Raw genomic sequence first — 23,153 nt, 5'->3', positions numbered from 1 at the left:
CCTTTTTTGATTTTAAATTTGACTACAGTTTAGCGCTACTACATGTCTTTGTACTGAGCTTCTAAACTCGCAATTAAGCTTTGAGTCACATCATCAACACTTGCACCGTCAAAATGGATGTCCAATGTCGAGCTCCCTTTTGTAATACTCAGGTTTGCCTCAGATCCCCCGTCTGGTGCCACTTCTACATGATACTCTCCGACATCACCAGTATGATCACCTGATTGAAGATCATTAAGAAGCTCTCCAATTTCATCTTTAGATAAGTCGTCAAACAGATCTGAGAAGTCTAGAGCGTCTTCATTTTTATTGAAGTCAGTGACAGTATCAACATCGTTAGTGACTTCACTCCACTTAAAGATGTCGGCCCCTTCTGACCCTGTTAAAGTATCACTACCTAAACCACCAATCAGAATATCATCCCCTTCACCACCAACGAGTATGTCGTTGCCACCATGACCAAATAGTAAGTCATCACCAGCGCCGCCATATAAATTATCCGATTTATCTCCTTGGTGAGTTTGGTTGAATTCTTCCAAGTTATTTCTAACGTACTCATGTATATCTTCGCCGTCAACGGTAGACACATCCTGACCTGTTTGCTGCGCCACATGTGATTGAATCGCACTTAAGCCTTGTTCATTACCACCAAACTCAATTAAGTCACCTAACAAGATATCGTTACCTTCACCTCCTTGAATAGTGTCTGAACCTTGTTTGAGAGGTACATCTTGACCCAATATCGTTTCAGCAAGCTTAGTAACATCAATATCTGACTCTACCACACCATCAGTGTCATACTGCTTGAGTGTATGTTCATCAACGCCACTCCCAAGACCTATCGCTTCTATAGAGGACAATGCCGCTAGTACTTGATACATGTGTTGAGCTTGTGTCGAGCTATTCCCTTCATCGTAATAACGGATAGAGCCATAATATCTGTCGATATCGCCAAGGATTCTTCCTGTTAGCGGTGAATAAACCTTACCGTAACTATCTATAACGACATCACCTTTGTAGGTAACTGTTTGTCCGTATGAGTAATTGTTTTTACTCGCAATATCTTGCAGGGTAACAAGCTTGCCAGAATTATCGACGTCCAAAATCACTTTCGAGAATTCACTCGGTGCTACACCATAGAGGTATGTTGCTCTATTTGGTTGACCATCCGTAACAAAGTACGTGATATTTTGGCCATTAGGGTTAGGTTGACTGCTGAACCATTCAACGGCCGACTGTAAGCCCGCCTCATAGTTTGTGCCGCCAGAACCCTCATCATCAATTACACGATTCAACTCTTCTACAAACTCTTTTCTTGCTGTAAGAGAACTCAAGTCAACAGAAATCACCGCTGATGCACTTGAAGCAAATTCACTAAGGTGAATATTCACTGTCCCTGGCTTCTCTCCTTGATTTACCGCACTTAACAGCTCATCAAACACATCTAGCACTTCTTGCTTCGCAGTTCCTACCCAGTTACCCATGCTCCCTGAAGTGTCCAGAACAAATGCGATGTTGTAGTCCTGACCTGCAATGATCTCCAATCCTTGAACATCACCAACAATAATATCGTGATCGTCACTACCCGTTATCTGATCATTCCCATGCGATCCCGACTCCAACACATAGTCACGAGCTGTAAGCTCAACGGATTCAGTTGTTGAAGCTGCGTCATTATTTGATCCTTCAACAGACGTAGCAGTAACGCTTAGCGGGAACTCTAAGCTGCCTTCATAATCGAATGGCACTCTGATATCCAGGGAAAGCTTACCATCTGTACCAAGAGTGACAGGGTAATCTCCATTTGAATCTTGCTTAATTGCGACCCCATCAACATACACGTCAACACCGTCTGGTAGATCTTGTACAAGAGCAGTCTGCGCTAAATCCTCACTTCCATCGACATCAACTAGATCAACATCCACATCGACCGAAATCCAGCGATCTTGAAGCACTTCATAAGTGCCATCAGGTTTCAAATCAACAATTTTGTCTGCAAAAACAACGCGTTCAATTTCATATAAATGATCACCTCGGTCATCACTACCTGTATGATCGTTTACCGAATCGATAGAACGACTATCTAATAAAATCCAATATGGAACTTTACCTCCATGATCGTCTTTGAAGGTCATTTTGTAGTCATCAAAGTTCCCTGTTAAGTAGACTGTATCTTTACCATCATGCAGAGTAAGACTGGTCGCGTCATCACCATAAAACGTATCATTGTTACCACCGCCAACAAATACGTCATCGCCACCGCCACCATAGAATACATCGTTGAAATCTGTCCCAACAAACAAGCTGTCGGTGTCACTTAAGTCAGTATTGACTCCCAACACAACACCAGCGTGTGTATTAATTTTAGGTACTGCATTATCCAACCCAAGGTTGGCTGCGACAGCCTCATTTTCGGTATTGGTATTATTTATTGCCGATGTAGCTAAGTGATGGTTTGGATCAATAGCATCTCGTTTAACTAAGTCGCCAACATTGATCGTGATCGTAGGTGCATCTGCGATAGCAACAACATTGATATCAAGTGTATTTGTTACGCCAGTATTTGTGGTATAGCTAATTAATGGAACGTCACCTGACCAATGCTCAGCAGGTTCAAATATGTAACTACCATCTCGGTTTACTAGTAACGTACCACTAGTCAAAGAAACACTTTCGCCTACCTCGTAATCAGCACCATCGATAGTAAGATGATCTACCATCAGAATATTGTCGCCGTCAGAGTCATTAAGCAATACATTCCCTTGTAGAGTATTGTCTTCTATGGTTTCGCCCAAATCACTTTCCGTTTCCGTAGGTAAGTTCTCATGTACTACAACATTGATCGCCAAGTTAGATTCTGCTGAATCACCATTCGAGCTTTCTGTACTCGTTGCAGTCAAATTGATAGTGAAGTCATCATGGGAGCCCGCAGGTGGAGTCACAGTAAGTGCATCTAATGCCCAACTTGTCACGTCCAGTTCTTCATCAATAGTTGCGACAGTAATAGAACTATTTCCATCTGAAAGGATCGCACCTACAGGTAAGCCAGTTAGCGTGACTTTAAGTGATTCAGAGCCATCTGTATCATTTAAGCTTGCTTTAATTTCAGAGAGCGGTATCGCTGTATCTTGTAACCCTTCGTTCAGCTGGTATGTTTCGTAAAACGCAACACCATTAACTTCTTGTAGTTCAGACGTTCTGATATCAGTTGCTTCTAGTGCACTTTCATCACTAACTACGTAAAGACTACTATTGCTCAGGTTGACAGGCGCTTGTCCATTAATGGATACATCCACATTAAAGTTACCCGGACCACTTTGGTTATGGTGATAAATTTCAATTGGATAAAAGCCAGATACCGAAGGGGTAAAGCTAGCTCCCTTAATATCACCACTGTCGCTCCCCCAACGAGCTTGATCAAGTAACGTACCACCCAACTTGATTGCAAGGCTATCATCGGCTTGACCGACAAAGTCGTAACTCGAGCCAGCTTCGAGATAAACAAGAGATGTGACTAGAACGGCCTCATTTGCCAAGGTTGCATGAGTCCCTAAATCTTCCACATTTGCCCAACTCAATCGAGTACCATCGGCTTCATTAAGAGCGTTGATCGCTGAGATTAGAGTCTCTCCATTGACCCCCATACCATCACTAGAACCAACTTGAACATTACTCCATGTCGTAACGTTAAACTCTTGTTGAGGCAATGAGTTTAATGGCGTCACTGCAATTAAGTTCGGTTTGTCAGCTACAGGGTTCACGTCTATTGTCAGTGTCGACTCTTGACCAGAGCTCTGCCCATCTGTCGGTTTAAAACCAATTTGAGCGTAACTAGATTCCTGATCTCCGACTTGATTTCCGCCGAAGCTGTCACTGCCTGATTCATTTAATTCAGGTACAAAACGAACACCGTTTTCCTCAAAAAGCGATTTATCGAGGACTTGATCGATTTGTACAGACTGCCAATCGCCTTGCGAATCTCTGTACTCTAATGAGCCATCGCTAGGAAGCGTTGTAATTTGGACGGATAGATCTGATACATCAGAGTCCACATCGCTAATACCGAATGATGACCAATCAAGCATCACTTGAGTATCTTCATTCATCTCAACCACTGAAGGCGAAGATTCAGGAGCATCATTCACATTTACCAGAGAAACATTTACCTCGGCAGTATCAATCCCGCCAGTTCCATCGATAACCTCAACCTGAAGCGTATAATCGCCCAAGTCAACATCATCGATTGTCTTGTTCAATGAAATCTCTCCACTTGTCGGGTCGATATCAAAAATACCATTAGTGCTCGAGCCATCTGCAAAACGGTATACAAGCACGTCATTATCGTGATCTTCAGCAACGACCGTGCCGATAACGGCCCCAATCACCGTGTTTTCGTTAACTGACCCGAAGTCGTAAACATCATCATTTGGTTTGTCACCAGCACTATCGCCGCCAGAAATAAACTCTGGAGCGTGCTGAGCATCTATAATAGAGACTGTTGCTTCATTCGAGTCACTTGCAAGCGTCGAATCTGCACCAACCGTATCAATTAGAGTCACGGTTAGGTTTTCAAGATCTTCGTAAATACCATCATCGAGAGTTTTTATATCAATCGGCGCCAACGTTTTACCCGCTGGAATCGTGACTGTGTACGTACTTGGAGCAATATAATCTTTGTCATCAACATTCCCTCCGATTGTGAATGTTACCAGTACATCTTCATCTGCTTTTTGGTCAATGTTGACGATAAATTTTGCATCACTACCTTCATCAACTGAGGATTGATCTGAGCTAATAGTCACTTTCGGTGCACTTTGGGCATCAACGATCACAACACTTGCGCTGTTATTTGAAGCAATGCTCGCATCAGCGCCATCAACCTCTTTAATGGTTACTGTGAAAGATTCTGCGCCCTCATAAATACCATCGGTGACCGTCAGTAAGTCAAGAGCAGCTGAAGATTGACCCGCAGGAACTTCAACACTCAGAACGCCAACAAAATCTTTTCCATCTTGGGCCACGCCACTATATTCGACATGAACCGTAACACTCTCATCTGCAACTTTATCAAGTGTCAGCGTAAAGCCTGCCGTTTCACCTTCATTTACGCTATTTTGATCGGCACTAATACTAACTAAAGGTGCAGGATCAGAATCCACAATATTTGCGTTACCAGTTGCAATACCATTACTGGTGACACTACCGATTTCCGTAACCGTAAGACCAAAGCTCTCATCACCTTCATGGACATTATCTAGTTTGGTCGGGACTGCGACTTTAATTTCAGCGACACCTGGAGGTATAGTAACGTCTCCATTAGGCGCTATATCTAATGTTTGAGTTTGACCATGAGTATCCACATAGGTCACTACCATAGTGCCTAGATCAACATCTTCCGCAGTATAGCTATCATTTGTTGTTGACTTCAGATTGACGACAACGGCCTCTTGAACAGGGTTAGAGAGTAAAACGGTAAATATTGCGTCAGTTCCTTCAATGACATCGCCGGCATCTACTACGCTAAGTTTTGTACTGTCATTATCAAGAACTGTTGCCGTCCCCGTTTCACCGCCGATCTCAAGAACGATCGTTTCGCTGCTTTCCACAACCAAGTCATCAATAGTCGGAATCGATATTTCGAAGCTACTTATACCTGCAGGAACAATCAAGTAACCACCTAAGAAAACAACACCATTTGTATAGGTTGCATTTGATAGATTTACGTCATTCTTATCAACTGAAGAACCTTGAGCAAGCATATCAACTTGGTACTTAACGGCAGTGCTAGTGGTTTCATTTAGAACAACCGAGAACGTGACATTGTCACCCTCAGTCACGCTATCACCGACCACAGACAGGCTTGGCCCATTTTCAGCAATATTACCATCTAGCATTTCATTAACGATATTGACTGTAGATGGATCGCTAACGCCATTTTCAGAGTCGACTGCCACATATCCAAAGCTGTCTTCGGCAGGTACACCTTCTACATAACGTAACTCCCAGTTCCCTTCATTTTTCGTAGAAAAATCTAACTGAGTAATGACCGAACCTTCAGGAAGAGCTAGATCTTTCCCATAACCAACGCTTGTTTCTTGGAATAGCATGAAGTTGCCTTCAGGCTTCAAAAACTCGAACGTTTGAGTCTGTTGGACATTATTTGAATCTAAGTATGTAACCGTAATAAGTGCTGCGTTGTCATCACCGTAATCAAACAATCCACCTAATCCATCTAAGCCAAGGTTTACGCTGCCCACAGGATTATTAGACAAATCGATCGTAATCGTTTCACCTTTCTCAATACCCTGCCCATCATTGTCAGCGATACCATTGCCGATGTGTGACACCTGGCGGTTGTACTGCGCAAGCTCACCGCTATCAGAAGAAATGGTGATAGAAGCTCCATTTGCTAAATGCTCAGTACGGGAGTGTGATGGACCTCCGTCCTCACTTAGCCCCCAATTATTGAAATCTGTTGTAGACTCGGAACTATTTAGTGTATCTGGGCGATCCTTGATACCTAATAAGAAACCCACATTATCAGCTTCATAGTAAAGGCTGTCTTTGTCATAAAGCGTATCGCTTACTTCTTTAATTTCGTGCAACTCACCATCACTATCTTTAAAGAACAACGTACCTGAGGTTGGCAGTTCAGTAATTCGGACATGTAGATCGTTGCCTTTTAAGTCGTCTTCAACATCCGCGATATGATCTTGAGAGTCGCCATCACCTAAAGGTTTCGTATCAGTATCAAATACAACTTGCGTCACAGGCTTGTCAGTCACATGCGTAAAGTCCTCACTGTCAGGCTTGTCATTGACTGGCGTGACATCGACGTTAACAATGGTGGATTCACTGACACCACCGGAGGTGACGATGTAGGTGAAGCTGTCTGCCCCGTGGAAGTTGTCGTTTGGCGTGTAAGTGACGCTGCCGTCCGGGTTGACCGAGACCGTGCCGTTAGCTGGACCGTTATTGGTATCCAGCGACACCACTTTGTCGTCGCCTTCGAACGTGTCGTTACCTAAAACCTTGATGATGGTTGGTGTGTCTTCCACAACCGTCGCGCGGTCAGATTCAATATCTGCCACAGGCGCCACTGTGAAGTTCACCGTTTGGCTAACGCTTTCACCGCTTGGATCGGTGGCGGTAAAGGTTAGGGTTTCTGAGCCGTTCCAGTCCGCAGTTGGGCTAATGGTCGCGATGCCATTTTCAATCGACACCAACACGTTGCTGTTGCCGGACACTGAGAAGTTCAGTGCGGAGTCGCTGTCTTTAAATGCGTCGTTTAAATCAATCGTGTAGCTCGTAAAATCTTCTGCTAACACTTGATCTGAAATCACATTGTCGACTGTTGGTGCATCGTTAACGCGATTCACAATCAAACTATCACTGTCGCTAACCGTTGGATTAACACCATCCGATACTGATGCGCTGATCGTTAGGTCTTTAAGGTTGAGTTCGTCGTTGTTAACCGCGTCAACACCCGCTTGAGTCAGTTTGACTTCATCGCCAACTAGCGCAAAGTAGCCGTTTGAGTTGTTTTCTAAAGAAACGGTTAATTGCTCTTCTGGCGTGTCGATATCAGCGACTTCCAACGTTGCCACTACCGTATCGGTATTCACTGCATCTTCAGTGATACTTTCTACAGCATCGACCTTGATCGTTGGCGCATCGTTTACTGGGTTAACGGTAACAGCTACTTTCGCTTGGTCAGTCAGCGAACCATCAGTGATGGTGTAAGTGATTTCGGCGTCACCATTGAAGTTCTCGGCCGGTGTAAAGACCAATTTTCCATCAACAATCTCAACTGTGCCTTGCGCTTCAGGTACAGACGCCGATTGGATAGACAACTTATCGCCATCAATATCGGTGTCGTTTGGCAGGACATCAATCGTCACTGGCGTGTCTTCGTCAGTAACGGCATTGTCATTGGTCGCCACTGGCGCATCGTTCACTGGCGTCACATCGACGTTCACCGTGGTGGACTCTGACACCCCACCTGACGTAACGATGTAGGTGAAGCTGTCTGTGCCGTGGAAGTTGTCGTTTGGCGTGTAAGTGACGCTGCCATCCGGGTTGACCGAGACCGTGCCGTTAGCTGGACCGTTATTGGTATCCAGCGACACCACTTTGTCGTCGCCTTCGAACGTGTCGTTATCTAAGACCTTAATGATGGTTGGCGTATCTTCCACAACCGTCGCTTTATCTGCCACGATATCCGCCACTGGCGCTACTGTGAAGTTCACCGTTTGGCTGACGCTTTCACCGCTTGGATCGGTAGCCGTAAACGTCAGCGCTTCTGAGCCGTTCCAGTCTGCCGTTGGAGTGAACGTAGCAATCCCATTGACGATCGCCACTTGAATGTTGCTGTTGCCAGAGATGCTAAACGTTAACTCGCCATCCACGTTATCCACATCGCTGAAAGCGGTATTCAGATTGATGCTGTATGGCGTAAAATCTTCCGCCAAGGTTTGGTCTGCAATGTTGCTTTCAACCACAGGCGTGTCGTTCACCGCATTCACGGTGACGTTGACCGTTGCTTGGTCAGTCAGTGCACCATCGGTCACGGTGTAAGTAATTTCAGCGTCACCATGGAAGTTCTCAGCCGGTGTGAAGACCAGTTTGCCATCAACAATCTCAACTGTGCCTTGCGCTTCAGGTACAGACGCCGATTGGATAGACAACTTATCGCCATCAATATCGGTGTCGTTTGGCAGGACATCAATCGTCACTGGCGTGTCTTCGTCAGTAACGGCATTGTCATTGGTCGCCACTGGCGCATCGTTCACTGGCGTCACATCGACGTTCACCGTGGTGGACTCTGACACCCCACCTGACGTAACGATGTAGGTGAAGCTGTCTGTGCCGTGGAAGTTGTCGTTTGGCGTGTAAGTGACGCTGCCATCCGGGTTGACCGAGACCGTGCCGTTAGCTGGACCGTTATTGGTATCGAGCGACACCACTTTGTCGTCGCCTTCGAACGTGTCGTTATCTAAGACCTTAATGATGGTTGGCGTATCTTCCACAACCGTCGCTTTATCTGCCACGATATCCGCCACTGGCGCTACTGTGAAGTTCACCGTTTGGCTGACGCTTTCACCGCTTGGATCGGTAGCCGTAAACGTCAGCGCTTCTGAGCCGTTCCAGTCTGCCGTTGGAGTGAACGTAGCAATCCCATTGACGATCGCCACTTGAATGTTGCTGTTGCCAGAGACGCTAAACGTTAACTCGCCATCCACGTTATCCACATCGCTGAAAGCGGTATTCAGATTGATGCTGTATGGGGTGAAATCTTCCGCCAAGGTTTGGTCTGCAATGCTACTTTCAACCACAGGCGTGTCGTTCACCGCATTCACGGTGACGTTGACCGTCGCTTGGTCAGTCAGTGCACCATCGCTAACGGTGTAAGTGATTTCAGCGTCACCATGGAAGTTCTCAGCCGGTGTGAACACCAACTTGCCGTCAACAATTTCAACTGTACCTTGGTCACTCGGCACAGACGCCGAATCAATGCTTAACGTATCACCATCGATGTCAGTATCGTTTGGTAGGACATCAATCGTCACTGGCGTGTCTTCGCCAGTGACAGCGGTATCATCTTTTGCCACTGGCGCATCGTTGACTGGCGTGACATCGACGTTCACCGTGGTGAATTCCGATACCCCACCGGAGGTAACGATGTACGTGAAGCTGTCTGTACCGTGGTAGTTGTCGTTTGGCGTGTAAGTGACGCTGCCGTCCAGGTTGACCGAGACCGTGCCGTTGGCTGGACCGTGATTGGTATCCAGCGAAACCACTTTGTCGTCGCCTTCGAACGTGTCGTTACCTAAAACCTTAATGATGGTTGGTGTGTCTTCCACAACCGTCGCGCGGTCAGATTCAATATCTGCCACAGGCGCAACTGTGAAGTTCACCGTTTGGCTAACGCTTTCGCTGCTTGGATCGGTGGCGGTAAAGGTTAGGGTTTCTGAGCCGTTCCAGTCTGCGGTTGGAGTGAACGTAGCAATGCCATTGACGATCGCCACTTGAATGTTGCTGTTGCCGGAGACACTGAAGGTCAGATCGCCATCCACGTTATCTACATCGCTGAAAGCAGTATTTAGATCGATGCTGTATGGGGTGAAATCTTCCGCCAAGGTTTGGTCTGCAATGCTGCTTTCAACCACAGGCGTGTCGTTTACGGCATTTACGGTGACATTGACCGTCGCTTGGTCAGTCAGTGCACCATCGGTGATGGTGTAAGTGATTTCGGCGTCACCATGGAAGTTCTCAGCCGGTGTGAACACCAACTTACCATCAACAATCTCGACTGTCCCTTGCTCACTCGGCACAGACGCCGAATCAATGCTTAACGTATCACCATCGATGTCAGTATCGTTTGGCAGAACATCAATCGTCACTGGTGTATCTTCGTCAGTAACAGCGGTATCATCGTTTGCCACTGGCGCATCATTCACTGGTGTGACATCGACGTTCACCGTGGTGGACTCACTGACCCCACCCGACGTAACGATGTACGTGAAGCTGTCTGTACCGTGGTAGTTGTCGTTCGGCGTGTAAGTGACGCTGCCGTCCGGGTTGACAGAGACCGTGCCGTTGGCTGGACCGTTATTGGTATCCAGCGACACCACTTTGTCGTCGCCTTCGAACGTGTCGTTATCTAAGACCTTGATGATGGTTGGCGTGTCTTCCACAACCGTCGCGTTGTCTGCCACGATGTCCGCCACAGGCGCTACTGTGAAGTTCACCGTTTGGCTAACGCTTTCGCCGCTTGGATCGGTCGCCGTAAACGTCAGCGCTTCTGAGCCGTTCCAGTCTGCCGTTGGAGTGAACGTAGCAATACCATTGACGATCGCCACTTGAATGTTGCTATTACCAGAGACGCTAAACGTTAACTCGCCATCCACGTTATCTACATCGCTGAAAGCGGTATTCAGATCGATGCTGTATGGCGTAAAGTCTTCTGCCAAGGTTTGGTCTGCAATGCTGCTTTCAACCACAGGCGCGTCGTTCACCGCATTTACGGTGACGTTGACCGTCGCTTGGTCGGTCAGTGAACCATCGGTGACGGTGTAAGTGATTTCGGCATCACCATTGAAGTTCTCAGCTGGTGTGAAGACCAATTTGCCGTCAACAATCTCGACTGTCCCTTGCTCACTCGGCACAGACGCCGAATCAATGCTTAACGTATCACCATCGATGTCAGTATCGTTTGGCAAGACATCAATCGTCACTGGCGTGTCTTCATCAGTAATCGCCGTGTCATTGGTCGCCACTGGCGCATCATTCACTGGTGTGACATCGACGTTCACCGTGGTGGACTCACTGACCCCACCCGACGTGACGATGTACGTGAAGCTGTCTGTACCATGGTAGTTATCGTTCGGCGTGTAGGTCACGCTGCCATCCGGGTTGACCGAGACCGTGCCGTTGGCTGGGCCGTTGTTGGTATCCAGCGACACCACTTTGTCGTCGCCTTCAAACGTATCGTTACCTAAGACCTTAATGATGGTTGGCGTGTCTTCCACAACTGTCGCGTTGTCTGCCACGATGTCCGCTACAGGGGTAACCGTAAAGTTCACCGTTTGGCTAACGCTTTCGCCGCTTGGATCGGTGGCCGTAAACGTCAACGCTTCTGAGCCGTTCCAGTCTGCGGTTGGAGTGAACGTAGCAATACCATTGACGATCGCCACTTGAATGTTGCTATTACCAGAGACGCTAAACGTTAACTCGCCATCCACGTTATCCACATCGCTGAAAGCGGTATTCAGATCGATGCTGTATGGCGTAAAGTCTTCCGCCAAGGTTTGGTCTGCAATGCTGCTTTCAACCACAGGCGTGTCGTTTACGGCATTTACGGTGACATTGACCGTCGCTTGGTCAGTCAGTGCACCATCGGTCACGGTGTAAGTGATTTCAGCATCGCCATGGAAGTTCTCAGCCGGTGTGAAGACCAGTTTTCCATCAATAATTTCGACTTTACCTTGGTCACTCGGCACAGACGCCGAATCAATGCTTAACGTATCGCCATCAATGTCGGTGTCGTTTGGCAGAACATCAATTGTCACTGGCGTGTCTTCGTCAGTAACAGCGGTATCATCTTTTGCCACTGGCGCATCATTCACTGGTGTGACATCGACGTTCACCGTGGTGGACTCACTGACCCCACCCGACGTAACGATGTACGTGAAGCTGTCTGTACCGTGGTAGTTGTCGTTCGGCGTGTAAGTGACGCTGCCGTCCGGGTTGACAGAGACCGTGCCGTTGGCTGGACCGTTATTGGTATCCAGCGACACCACTTTGTCGTCGCCTTCGAACGTGTCGTTATCTAAGACCTTGATGATGGTTGGCGTGTCTTCCACAACCGTCGCGTTGTCTGCCACGATGTCCGCCACAGGCGCTACTGTGAAGTTCACCGTTTGGCTAACGCTTTCGCCGCTTGGATCGGTCGCCGTAAAGGTCAACGCTTCAGAGCCGTTCCAGTCCGCAGTTGGGCTAATGGTCGCAATGCCATTTTCAATCGACACCAACACGTTGTTGTTGCCAGAAACGCTGAAGCTCAGCTCGCCATCCACGTTATCTACATCGCTGAAAGCGGTATTTAGATTGATGGTGTATGGCGTAAAGTCTTCCGCCAAGGTTTGGTCTGCAATGCTGCTTTCAACCACAGGCGTGTCGTTTACGGCATTTACGGTGACATTGACCGTCGCTTGGTCAGTCAGTGCACCATCGGTCACGGTGTAAGTGATTTCAGCATCGCCATGGAAGTTCTCAGCCGGTGTGAAGACCAGTTTTCCATCAATAATTTCGACTTTACCTTGGTCACTCGGCACAGACGCCGAATCAATGCTTAACGTATCGCCATCAATGTCGGTGTCGTTTGGCAGAACATCAATTGTCACTGGCGTGTCTTCGTCAGTAACAGCGGTATCATCTTTTGCCACTGGCGCATCATTCACTGGTGTGACATCGACGTTCACCGTGGTGGACTCACTGACCCCACCCGACGTAACGATGTACGTGAAGCTGTCTGTACCGTGGTAGTTGTCGTTCGGCGTGTAAGTGACGCTGCCGTCCGGGTTGACAGAGACCGTGCCGTTGGCTGGACCGTTATTGGTATCCAGCGACACCACTTTGTCGTCGCCTTCGAACGTGTCGTTATCTAAGACCTTGATGATGGTTGGCGTGTCTTCCACAACCGTCGCGTTGTCTGCCACGATGTCCGCCACAGGCGCTACTGTGAAGTTCACCGTTTGGCTAACGCTTTCGCCGCTTGGATCGGTCGCCGTAAAGGTCAACGCTTCAGAGCCGTTCCAGTCCGCAGTTGGGCTAATGGTCGCAATGCCATTTTCAATCGACACCAACACGTTGTTGTTGCCAGAAACGCTGAAGCTCAGCTCGCCATCCACGTTATCTACATCGCTGAAAGCGGTATTTAGATTGATGGTGTATGGCGTAAAGTCTTCTGCCAAGGTTTGGTCTGCAATGTTGCTCTCAACCACGGGCGTGTCGTTCACCGCATTCACGGTGACGTTGACCGTCGCTTGGTCAGTCAGTGCACCATCGGTGATGGTGTAAGTGATTTCAGCATCACCATGGAAGTTCTCGGCCGGTGTGAACACCAACTTGCCGTCAACAATTTCAACTGTACCTTGGTCACTCGGCACAGACGCCGAATCAATGCTTAACGTATCACCATCGATGTCAGTATCGTTTGGTAGGACATCAATCGTCACTGGCGTGTCTTCGTCAGTGACAGCGGTATCATCTTTTGCCACTGGCGCGTCATTCACTGGCGTCACATCGACGTTCACCGTGGTGAATTCCGATACTCCGCCCGATGTAACGATATAAGTGAAGCTGTCTGTCCCGTGGAAGTTGTCGTTTGGTGTATAAGTGACGCTGCCGTCCGGGTTGACCGAGACCGTGCCGTTGGCTGGACCGTTATTGGTATCCAGCGACACCACTTTATCGTCGCCTTCGAACGTGTCGTTACCTAAAACCTTAATGATGGTTGGCGTGTCTTCCACAACTGTCGCGTTGTCTGCCACGATATCCGCCACTGGCGCTACTATGAAGTTCACCGTTTGGCTAACGCTCTCGCCGCTTGGATCGGTGGCCGTAAAGGTTAGGCTCTCTGAGCCGTTCCAGTCTGCGGTTGGAGTGAACGTAGCAATACCGTTGACGATCGCCACTTGAATGTTGCTGTTACCAGAGACGCTGAAGGTCAGATCGCCATCGACGTTATCTACATCGCTGAAAGCGGTATTCAGATCGATGCTGTATGGGGTGAAATCTTCCGCCAAGGTTTGGTCTGCAATGCTACTTTCAACCACAGGCGTGTCGTTCACCGCATTCACGGTGACGTTGACCGTCGCTTGGTCAGTCAGTGAACCATCGGTAACGGTGTAAGTGATTTCAGCATCGCCATGGAAGTTCTCAGCTGGTGTGAACACCAATTTGCCATCAACAATTTCGACTTTACCTTGTGCTTCAGGTACAGACGCCGATTCAATCGACAGCGTATCACCATCAATATCAGTGTCGTTTGGCAGGACATCAATCGTCACTGGCGTGTCTTCGTCAGTAACGGCATTGTCATTGGTCGCCACTGGTGCATCGTTGACTGGTGTGACATCGACGTTCACCGTGGTGAACTCCGATACCCCACCGGAGGTGACGATGTAGGTGAAGCTGTCTGCCCCGTGGAAGTTGTCGTTTGGCGTGTAAGTGACGCTGCCATCCGGGTTGACCGAGACCGTGCCGTTGGCTGGACCGTTATTGCTATCGAGCGACACCACTTTGTCGTCGCCTTCGAACGTGTCGTTACCTAAAACCTTGATGATGGTTGGTGTGTCTTCCACAACCGTCGCGCGGTCAGATTCAATATCTGCCACTGGCGCTACTGTGAAGTTCACCGTTTGGCTAACGCTCTCGCCGCTTGGATCGGTAGCCGTAAACGTCAGCGCTTCTGAGCCGTTCCAGTCTGCCGTTGGAGTGAACGTAGCAATCCCATTGACGATCGCCACTTGAATGTTGCTGTTGCCAGAGACGCTAAACGTTAACTCACCATCCACGTTATCCACATCACTGAAGGCCGTATTTAGATTGATGGTGTATGGCGTAAAGTCTTCCGCCAAGGTTTGGTCTGCAATGCTACTTTCAACCACAGGCGTGTCGTTCACCGCATTCACGGTGACGTTGACCGTCGCTTGGTCGGTCAGTGCACCATCGGTCACGGTGTAAGTGATTTCGGCGTCACCATGGAAGTTCTCGGCCGGTGTAAAGACCAATTTTCCATCAACAATCTCAACTGTGCCTTGCGCTTCAGGTACAGACGCCGATTGGATAGACAACTTATCGCCATCAATATCGGTGTCGTTTGGTAGGACATCAATCGTCACTGGCGTGTCTTCGTCAGTAACGGCATTGTCATTGGTCGCCACTGGCGCGTCATTCACTGGCGTCACATCGACGTTCACCGTGGTGAATTCCGATACCCCACCGGAGGTAACGATGTACGTGAAGCTGTCTGTACCGTGGAAGTTGTCGTTTGGCGTGTAAGTGACGCTGCCGTCCGGGTTGACCGAGACCGTGCCGTTGGCTGGACCGTTATTGCTATCCAGCGACACCACTTTGTCGTCGCCTTCGAACGTGTCGTTACCTAAAACCTTGATGATGGTTGGCGTGTCTTCCACAACCGTCGCGTTGTCTGCCACGATGTCCGCCACAGGCGCAACTGTGAAGTTCACCGTTTGGCTGACGCTTTCACCGCTTGGATCGGTAGCCGTAAACGTCAGCGCTTCTGAGCCGTTCCAGTCTGCCGTTGGAGTGAACGTAGCAATCCCATTGACGATCGCCACTTGAATGTTGCTATTACCAGAAACGCTGAAGCTCAGATCGCCATCCACGTTATCCACATCGCTGAAAGCGGTATTTAGATCGATGCTGTATGGCGTAAAGTCTTCCGCCAAGGCTTGGTCTGCAATGCTGCTTTCAACCACAGGCGCGTCGTTCACCGCATTCACGGTGACGTTGACCGTCGCTTGGTCAGTCAGCGAACCATCGGTGATGGTGTAAGTGATTGCAGCGTCGCCATTGAAGTTCTCAGCTGGAGTGAAGACCAATTTACCATCAACAATCTCAACTGTCCCTTGGTCACTCGGCACGGACGCTGATTGGATAGACAACTTATCGCCGTCGATGTCGGTGTCGTTTGGCAGGACATCAATCGTCACTGGCGTGTCTTCGTCAGTAACGGCATTGTCATTGGTCGCCACTGGTGCATCGTTGACTGGTGTGACATCGACGTTCACCGTGGTGAATTCCGATACCCCACCGGAGGTGACGATGTAGGTGAAGCTGTCTGCCCCGTGGAAGTTGTCGTTTGGCGTGTAAGTGACGCTGCCATCCGGGTTGACCGAGACCGTGCCGTTTGCTGGACCGTTATTGGTATCCAGCGACACCACTTTATCGTCGCCTTCGAACGTGTCGTTACCTAAGACCTTAATGATGGTCGGCGTGTCTTCCACGACCGTTGCTTTATCTGCCACGATGTCCGCCACAGGCGCAACTGTGAAGTTCACCGTTTGGCTAACGCTTTCACCGCTTGGATCGGTGGCCGTAAAGGTCAGCGCTTCTGAGCCGTTCCAGTCTGCCGTTGGGCTAATGGTCGCGATGCCATTTTCAATCGAAACCAACACGTTGCTGTTGCCAGAGACGCTAAACGTTAACTCGCCATCCACGTTATCCACATCACTGAAAGCCGTATTTAGATTGATGGTGTATGGCGTGAAATCTTCCGCCAAAGTTTGGTCTGCGAGGTTGCTTTCAACCACAGGCGTGTCGTTCACCGCATTCACGGTGACGTTGACCGTCGCTTGGTCAGTCAGCGAACCATCGCTAACGGTGTAAGTGATTTCAGCGTCACCATGGAAGTTCTCAGCCGGTGTGAACACCAACTTGCCGTCAACAATTTCAACTGTCCCTTGGTCACTCGGCACAGACGCCGAATCAATGCTTAACGTATCACCATCGATGTCAGTATCGTTTGGTAGGACATCAATCGTCACTGGCGTGTCTTCGTCAGTGACAGCGGTATCATCTTTTGCCACTGGCGCGTCATTCACTGGCGTCACATCGACGTTCACCGTGGTGGACTCTGATACCCCACCGGAGGTAACGATGTAGGTGAAGCTGTCTGTACCGTGGTAGTTGTCGTTTGGCGTGTAGGTCACGCTGCCATCCGGGTTGACCGAGACCGTGCCGTTAGCTGGTCCATTGTTGGTATCCAGCGACACCACTTTGTCGTCGCCTTCGAACGTGTCGTTACCTAAGACCTTGATGATGGTCGGCGTGTCTTCCACGACCGTTGCTTTATCTGCCACGATGTCCGCCACAGGCGCAACTGTGAAGTTCACCGTTTGGCTAACGCTTTCACCGCTTGGATCGGTGGCAGTAAAGGTCAGCGCTTCTGAGCCGTTCCAGTCTGCGGTTGGAGTGAACGTAGCAATGCCATTGACGATCGCCACTTGAATGTTGCTGTTGCCAGAGACACTAAACGTTAACTCACCATCGGCGTTATCCACATCGCTGAAAGCGGTATTTAGATCGATGCTGTATGGCGTAAAGTCTTCTGCCAAGGTTTGGTCTGCAATGCTGCTTTCAACCACAGGCGTGTCGTTCACCGCATTCACGGTGACGTTGACCGTCGCTTGGTCAGTCAGTGCACCATCGGTCACGGTGTAAGTGATTTCGGCGTCACCATTGAAGTTCTCAGCCGGTGTGAACACCAGTTTGCCGTCAACAATCTCGACTGTCCCTTGCTCACTCGGCACAGATGCCGAGTCAATCGACAGCTTATCGCCATCAATATCGGTGTCGTTTGGCAGGACATCAATCGTCACTGGCGTGTCTTCATCAGTAACGGCATTGTCATTGGTCGCCACTGGCGCGTCATTCACTGGCGTCACATCGATGTTCACCATGGTGGACTCCGATACCCCACCGGAGGTAACGATGTAGGTAAAGCTGTCTGCACCGTGGTAGTTGTCGTTTGGCGTGTAGGTTACGCTACCATCCGGGTTGACCGAGACCGTGCCGTTGGCTGGACCGTTGTTGGTATCGAGCGACACCACTTTGTCGTCGCCTTCAAACGTGTCGTTACCTAAGACCTTAATGATGGTTGGCGTGTCTTCCACAACCGTCGCTTTATCTGCCACGATGTCCGCCACAGGGGTAACCGTGAAGTTCACCGTTTGGCTAACGCTTTCACCGCTTGGATCGGTGGCAGTAAAGGTCAGCGCTTCTGAGCCGTTCCAGTCTGCGGTTGGAGTGAACGTAGCAATGCCATTGACGATCGCCACTTGAATGTTGCTGTTGCCAGAGACACTAAACGTTAACTCACCATCGGCGTTATCCACATCGCTGAAAGCGGTATTTAGATCGATGCTGTATGGCGTAAAGTCTTCTGCCAAGGTTTGGTCTGCAATGCCGCTTTCAACCACAGGCGTGTCGTTCACCGCATTCACGGTGACGTTGACCGTCGCTTGGTCAGTCAGCGAACCATCGGTCACGGTGTAAGTGATTTCAGCATCACCATGGAAGTCCTCAGCCGGTGTGAACACCAGTTTGCCATCAACAATCTCGACTGTGCCTTGCTCACTCGGCACAGATGCCGAGTCAATCGACAGCTTATCGCCATCAATATCGGTGTCGTTTGGCAGGACATCAATCGTCACTGGCGTGTCTTCATCAGTAACAGCGGTATCATCTTTTGCCACTGGCGCATCGTTGACTGGCGTGACATCGACGTTCACCGTGGTGGACTCCGATACCCCAACCGACGTGACGATGTACGTGAAGCTGTCTGTACCGTGGTAGTTGTCGTTTGGCGTGTAAGTGACACTGCCGTCCGGGTTGACCGAGACCGTGCCGTTGGCTGGGCCGTTATTGCTATCCAGCGACACCACTTTGTCGTCGCCTTCGAACGTGTCGTTACCTAAAACCTTAATGATGGTTGGCGTGTCTTCCACAACCGTCGCTTTATCTGCCACGATGTCCGCCACAGGGGTAACCGTGAAGTTCACCGTTTGGCTAACGCTTTCGCCGCTTGGATCGGTGGCCGTAAAGGTCAGCGCTTCTGAGCCGTTCCAGTCTGCCGTTGGGCTAATGGTCGCGATGCCATTTTCAATCGAAACCAACACGTTGCTGTTGCCAGAGACGCTAAACGTTAACTCACCATCAACGTTATCCACGTCGCTGAAAGCGGTATTTAGATCGATGGTGTATGGCGTAAAATCTTCCGTCAAGGTTTGGTCTGCAATGTTGCTTTCAACCACAGGCGTGTCGTTCACCGCATTCACGGTGACGTTGACCGTCGCTTGGTCAGTCAGCGAACCATCGGTCACGGTGTAAGTGATTTCAGCATCACCATGGAAGTCCTCAGCCGGTGTGAACACCAGTTTGCCATCAACAATCTCGACTGTGCCTTGCTCACTCGGCACAGATGCCGAGTCAATCGACAGCTTATCGCCATCAATATCGGTGTCGTTTGGCAGGACATCAATCGTCACTGGCGTGTCTTCATCAGTAACAGCGGTATCATCTTTTGCCACTGGCGCATCGTTGACTGGCGTGACATCGACGTTCACCGTGGTGGACTCCGATACCCCACCCGACGTGACGATGTACGTGAAGCTGTCTGTACCGTGGTAGTTGTCGTTTGGCGTGTAAGTGACACTGCCGTCCGGGTTGACCGAGACCGTGCCGTTGGCTGGGCCGTTATTGCTATCCAGCGACACCACTTTGTCGTCGCCTTCGAACGTGTCGTTACCTAAAACCTTAATGATGGTTGGCGTGTCTTCCACAACCGTCGCTTTATCTGCCACGATGTCCGCCACAGGGGTAACCGTGAAGTTCACCGTTTGGCTAACGCTTTCGCCGCTTGGATCGGTGGCCGTAAAGGTCAGCGCTTCTGAGCCGTTCCAGTCTGCCGTTGGGCTAATGGTCGCGATGCCATTTTCAATCGAAACCAACACGTTGCTGTTGCCAGAGACGCTAAACGTTAACTCACCATCAACGTTATCCACGTCGCTGAAAGCGGTATTTAGATCGATGGTGTATGGCGTAAAATCTTCCGTCAAGGTTTGGTCTGCAATGTTGCTTTCAACCACAGGCGTGTCGTTCACCGCATTCACGGTGACGTTGACCGTCGCTTGGTCAGTCAGCGAACCATCGGTCACGGTGTAAGTGATTTCAGCATCACCATGGAAGTCCTCAGCCGGTGTGAACACCAGTTTGCCATCAACAATCTCGACTGTGCCTTGCTCACTCGGCACAGATGCCGAGTCAATCGACAGCTTATCGCCATCAATATCGGTGTCGTTTGGCAGGACATCAATCGTCACTGGCGTGTCTTCATCAGTAACAGCGGTATCATCTTTTGCCACTGGCGCATCGTTGACTGGCGTGACATCGACGTTCACCGTGGTGGACTCCGATACCCCAACCGACGTGACGATGTACGTGAAGCTGTCTGTACCGTGGTAGTTGTCGTTTGGCGTGTAAGTGACACTGCCGTCCGGGTTGACCGAGACCGTGCCGTTGGCTGGGCCGTTATTGCTATCCAGCGACACCACTTTGTCGTCGCCTTCGAACGTGTCGTTACCTAAAACCTTAATGATGGTTGGCGTGTCTTCCACAACCGTCGCTTTATCTGCCACGATGTCCGCCACAGGGGTAACCGTGAAGTTCACCGTTTGGCTAACGCTTTCGCCGCTTGGATCGGTGGCCGTAAAGGTCAGCGCTTCTGAGCCGTTCCAGTCTGCCGTTGGGCTAATGGTCGCGATGCCATTTTCAATCGAAACCAACACGTTGCTGTTGCCAGAGACGCTAAACGTTAACTCACCATCAACGTTATCCACGTCGCTGAAAGCGGTATTTAGATCGATGGTGTATGGCGTAAAATCTTCCGTCAAGGTTTGGTCTGCAATGTTGCTTTCAACCACAGGCGTGTCGTTCACCGCATTCACGGTGACGTTGACCGTGGCTTGGTCAGTCAGTGAACCATCGGTCACGGTGTAAGTGATTTCAGCGTCACCATGGAAGTTCTCAGCCGGTGTGAACACCAACTTGCCGTCAACAATTTCAACTGTACCTTGGTCACTCGGCACAGACGCCGAATCAATGCTTAACGTATCACCATCGATGTCAGTATCGTTTGGCAGAGCATCAATCGTCACTGGCGTGTCTTCGTCAGTAACGGCATTGTCATTGGTCGCCACTGGCGCGTCGTTCACTGGTGTGACATCGACGTTCACCGTGGTGGATTCACTGACGCCCCCAGACGTAACGATGTAGGTAAAGCTGTCTGTACCGTGGTAGTTGTCGTTTGGCGTGTAGGTTACGCTGCCATCTGGGTTGACCGAGACCGTGCCGTTCGCTGGACCGTTATTGGTATCCAGCGACACCACTTTATCGTCGCCTTCAAACGTATCGTTATCTAAGACCTTGATGATGGTTGGCGTGTCTTCCATGACCGTTGCTTTATCTGCCACGATGTCCGCCACAGGCGCCACTGTGAAGTTCACCGTTTGGCTAACGCTTTCGCCGCTTGGATCGGTAGCCGTAAAGGTTAGGATTTCTGAGCCGTTCCAGTCTGCCGTTGGGCTAATGGTCGCGATGCCATTTTCAATCGACACCAACACGTTGCTGTTGCCAGAGACACTGAAGCTCAGCTCGCCATCTACGTTATCCACATCGCTGAAAGCGGTATTCAGATTGATGGTGTATGGCGTAAAATCTTCCGCCAAGGTTTGGTCTGCAATGTTGCTTTCAACCACAGGCGTGTCGTTCACCGCATTCACGGTGACGTTGACCGTCGCTTGGTCGGTCAGCGAACCATCGGTCACGGTGTAAGTGATTTCGGCGTCACCATGGAAGTTCTCAGCCGGTGTGAAGACCAACTTGCCATCAACAATCTCGACTGTGCCTTGCGCTTCAGGTACAGACGCTGATTCAATCGACAGCGTATCGCCATCAATGTCGGTGTCGTTTGGCAGGACATCAACCGTTACTGAACTATCTTCCTCTGTAATTGTTGTATCATTAGAGGCAATAGGCGCATCGTTAACTGAGTTTACTGTTACCGAAACTTGGGCTTCATCCTCTAACTCACCATCTGAGATGGTGTAGCTAATCGTTGCATTACCGTTGAAATTTTCAGCCGGAGTGAAAACAAGCTTACCATCGATAATCTCAACGATACCTTGCTCTTCTGGTACAGAAGCAGAGGTAATGATTAAATCATCACCTTCAATATCACTGTCGTTAGCGAGCACATCAATTACAACCTGGGAATCCTCGTCAGTTTGAATCGCATCATTAGTTGCTATTGGCGCGTCATTAACAGGCGTAATATCTAAGTTAGCAGTGCCATTAATAACACCGCCATCGTTATCAATAATGTCATAGGAGAATGACACTTCAGTGTCATCATCAGCCTCTGGAATGTAAGTCCAAGATCCATCGCTGTTATCAATTAAGGTGCCATTCCCACTCTCAATAGTGACGTTTGTAATGACAAGAGTATCGGCATCATCAATATTGACATTAGATAGTAATTCTTCAGTAGTTATCGTGATTGGATCGCTATCTTCCTCAACAGCGCTTAATGTCACTGGAGAATTAGTAAGTGGCTTACTTGAGCCATCCCCACTTGTCTCGATACCTGTTGTGAAGAAGTCATTTAAGGTCAACGCTTGTGTTTCAGATAAGCCGAGGGATTCTAGGCCAATAGTTTCAAAGTTTGTTGAGGCTAGCACTTCAGTACCATCTCGTACAATCGTGGCACTATTTTGCAAACTGGAGCCACTATTTTCACCCGCTGCAGGTGCGAGTTCTTCATCAATAGCAGAAGGGTCTTGACCTTGCTCAATAGCACTAATAATCTGTGCTACATCCTCTGAAATATCTTTTAAACCTTGCTCTTGAGCAAGCTGAATTTTCAGGTCTTGAGGCGCAGCATCTGTCATTGCCACTATCACTTCACCTGGTAGAGGCTGCTGTCCTTCTGCAAGGACTCTCAGCTGCCCATCCAAACCTATTACGACGACTTGATTACCGAGTGGCACTAATGCTGTACGATCCAT

General features: G+C 49.3%; 1 protein-coding gene. It reads right to left on the bottom strand.

All coding sequences use genetic code 11. From position 1 onward, the window contains the following. Positions 1–38 precede the first annotated feature (38 nt). The gene (locus J4N40_RS08365) at positions 39–23,153 is read right to left on the bottom strand and encodes a tandem-95 repeat protein (RefSeq protein ID WP_250654463.1); all 23,115 of its coding nucleotides are present in this window, start codon (positions 23,151–23,153) and stop codon (positions 39–41) included.

This window comes from Vibrio sp. SCSIO 43097 (genome assembly GCF_023650755.1).
In the GTDB taxonomy this organism is placed as follows: Bacteria; Pseudomonadota; Gammaproteobacteria; order Enterobacterales; family Vibrionaceae; genus Vibrio; species Vibrio alginolyticus.
Note: the sequence above shows the minus strand (reverse complement) of the source record. Positions and strands in the feature narration are given on the sequence as shown.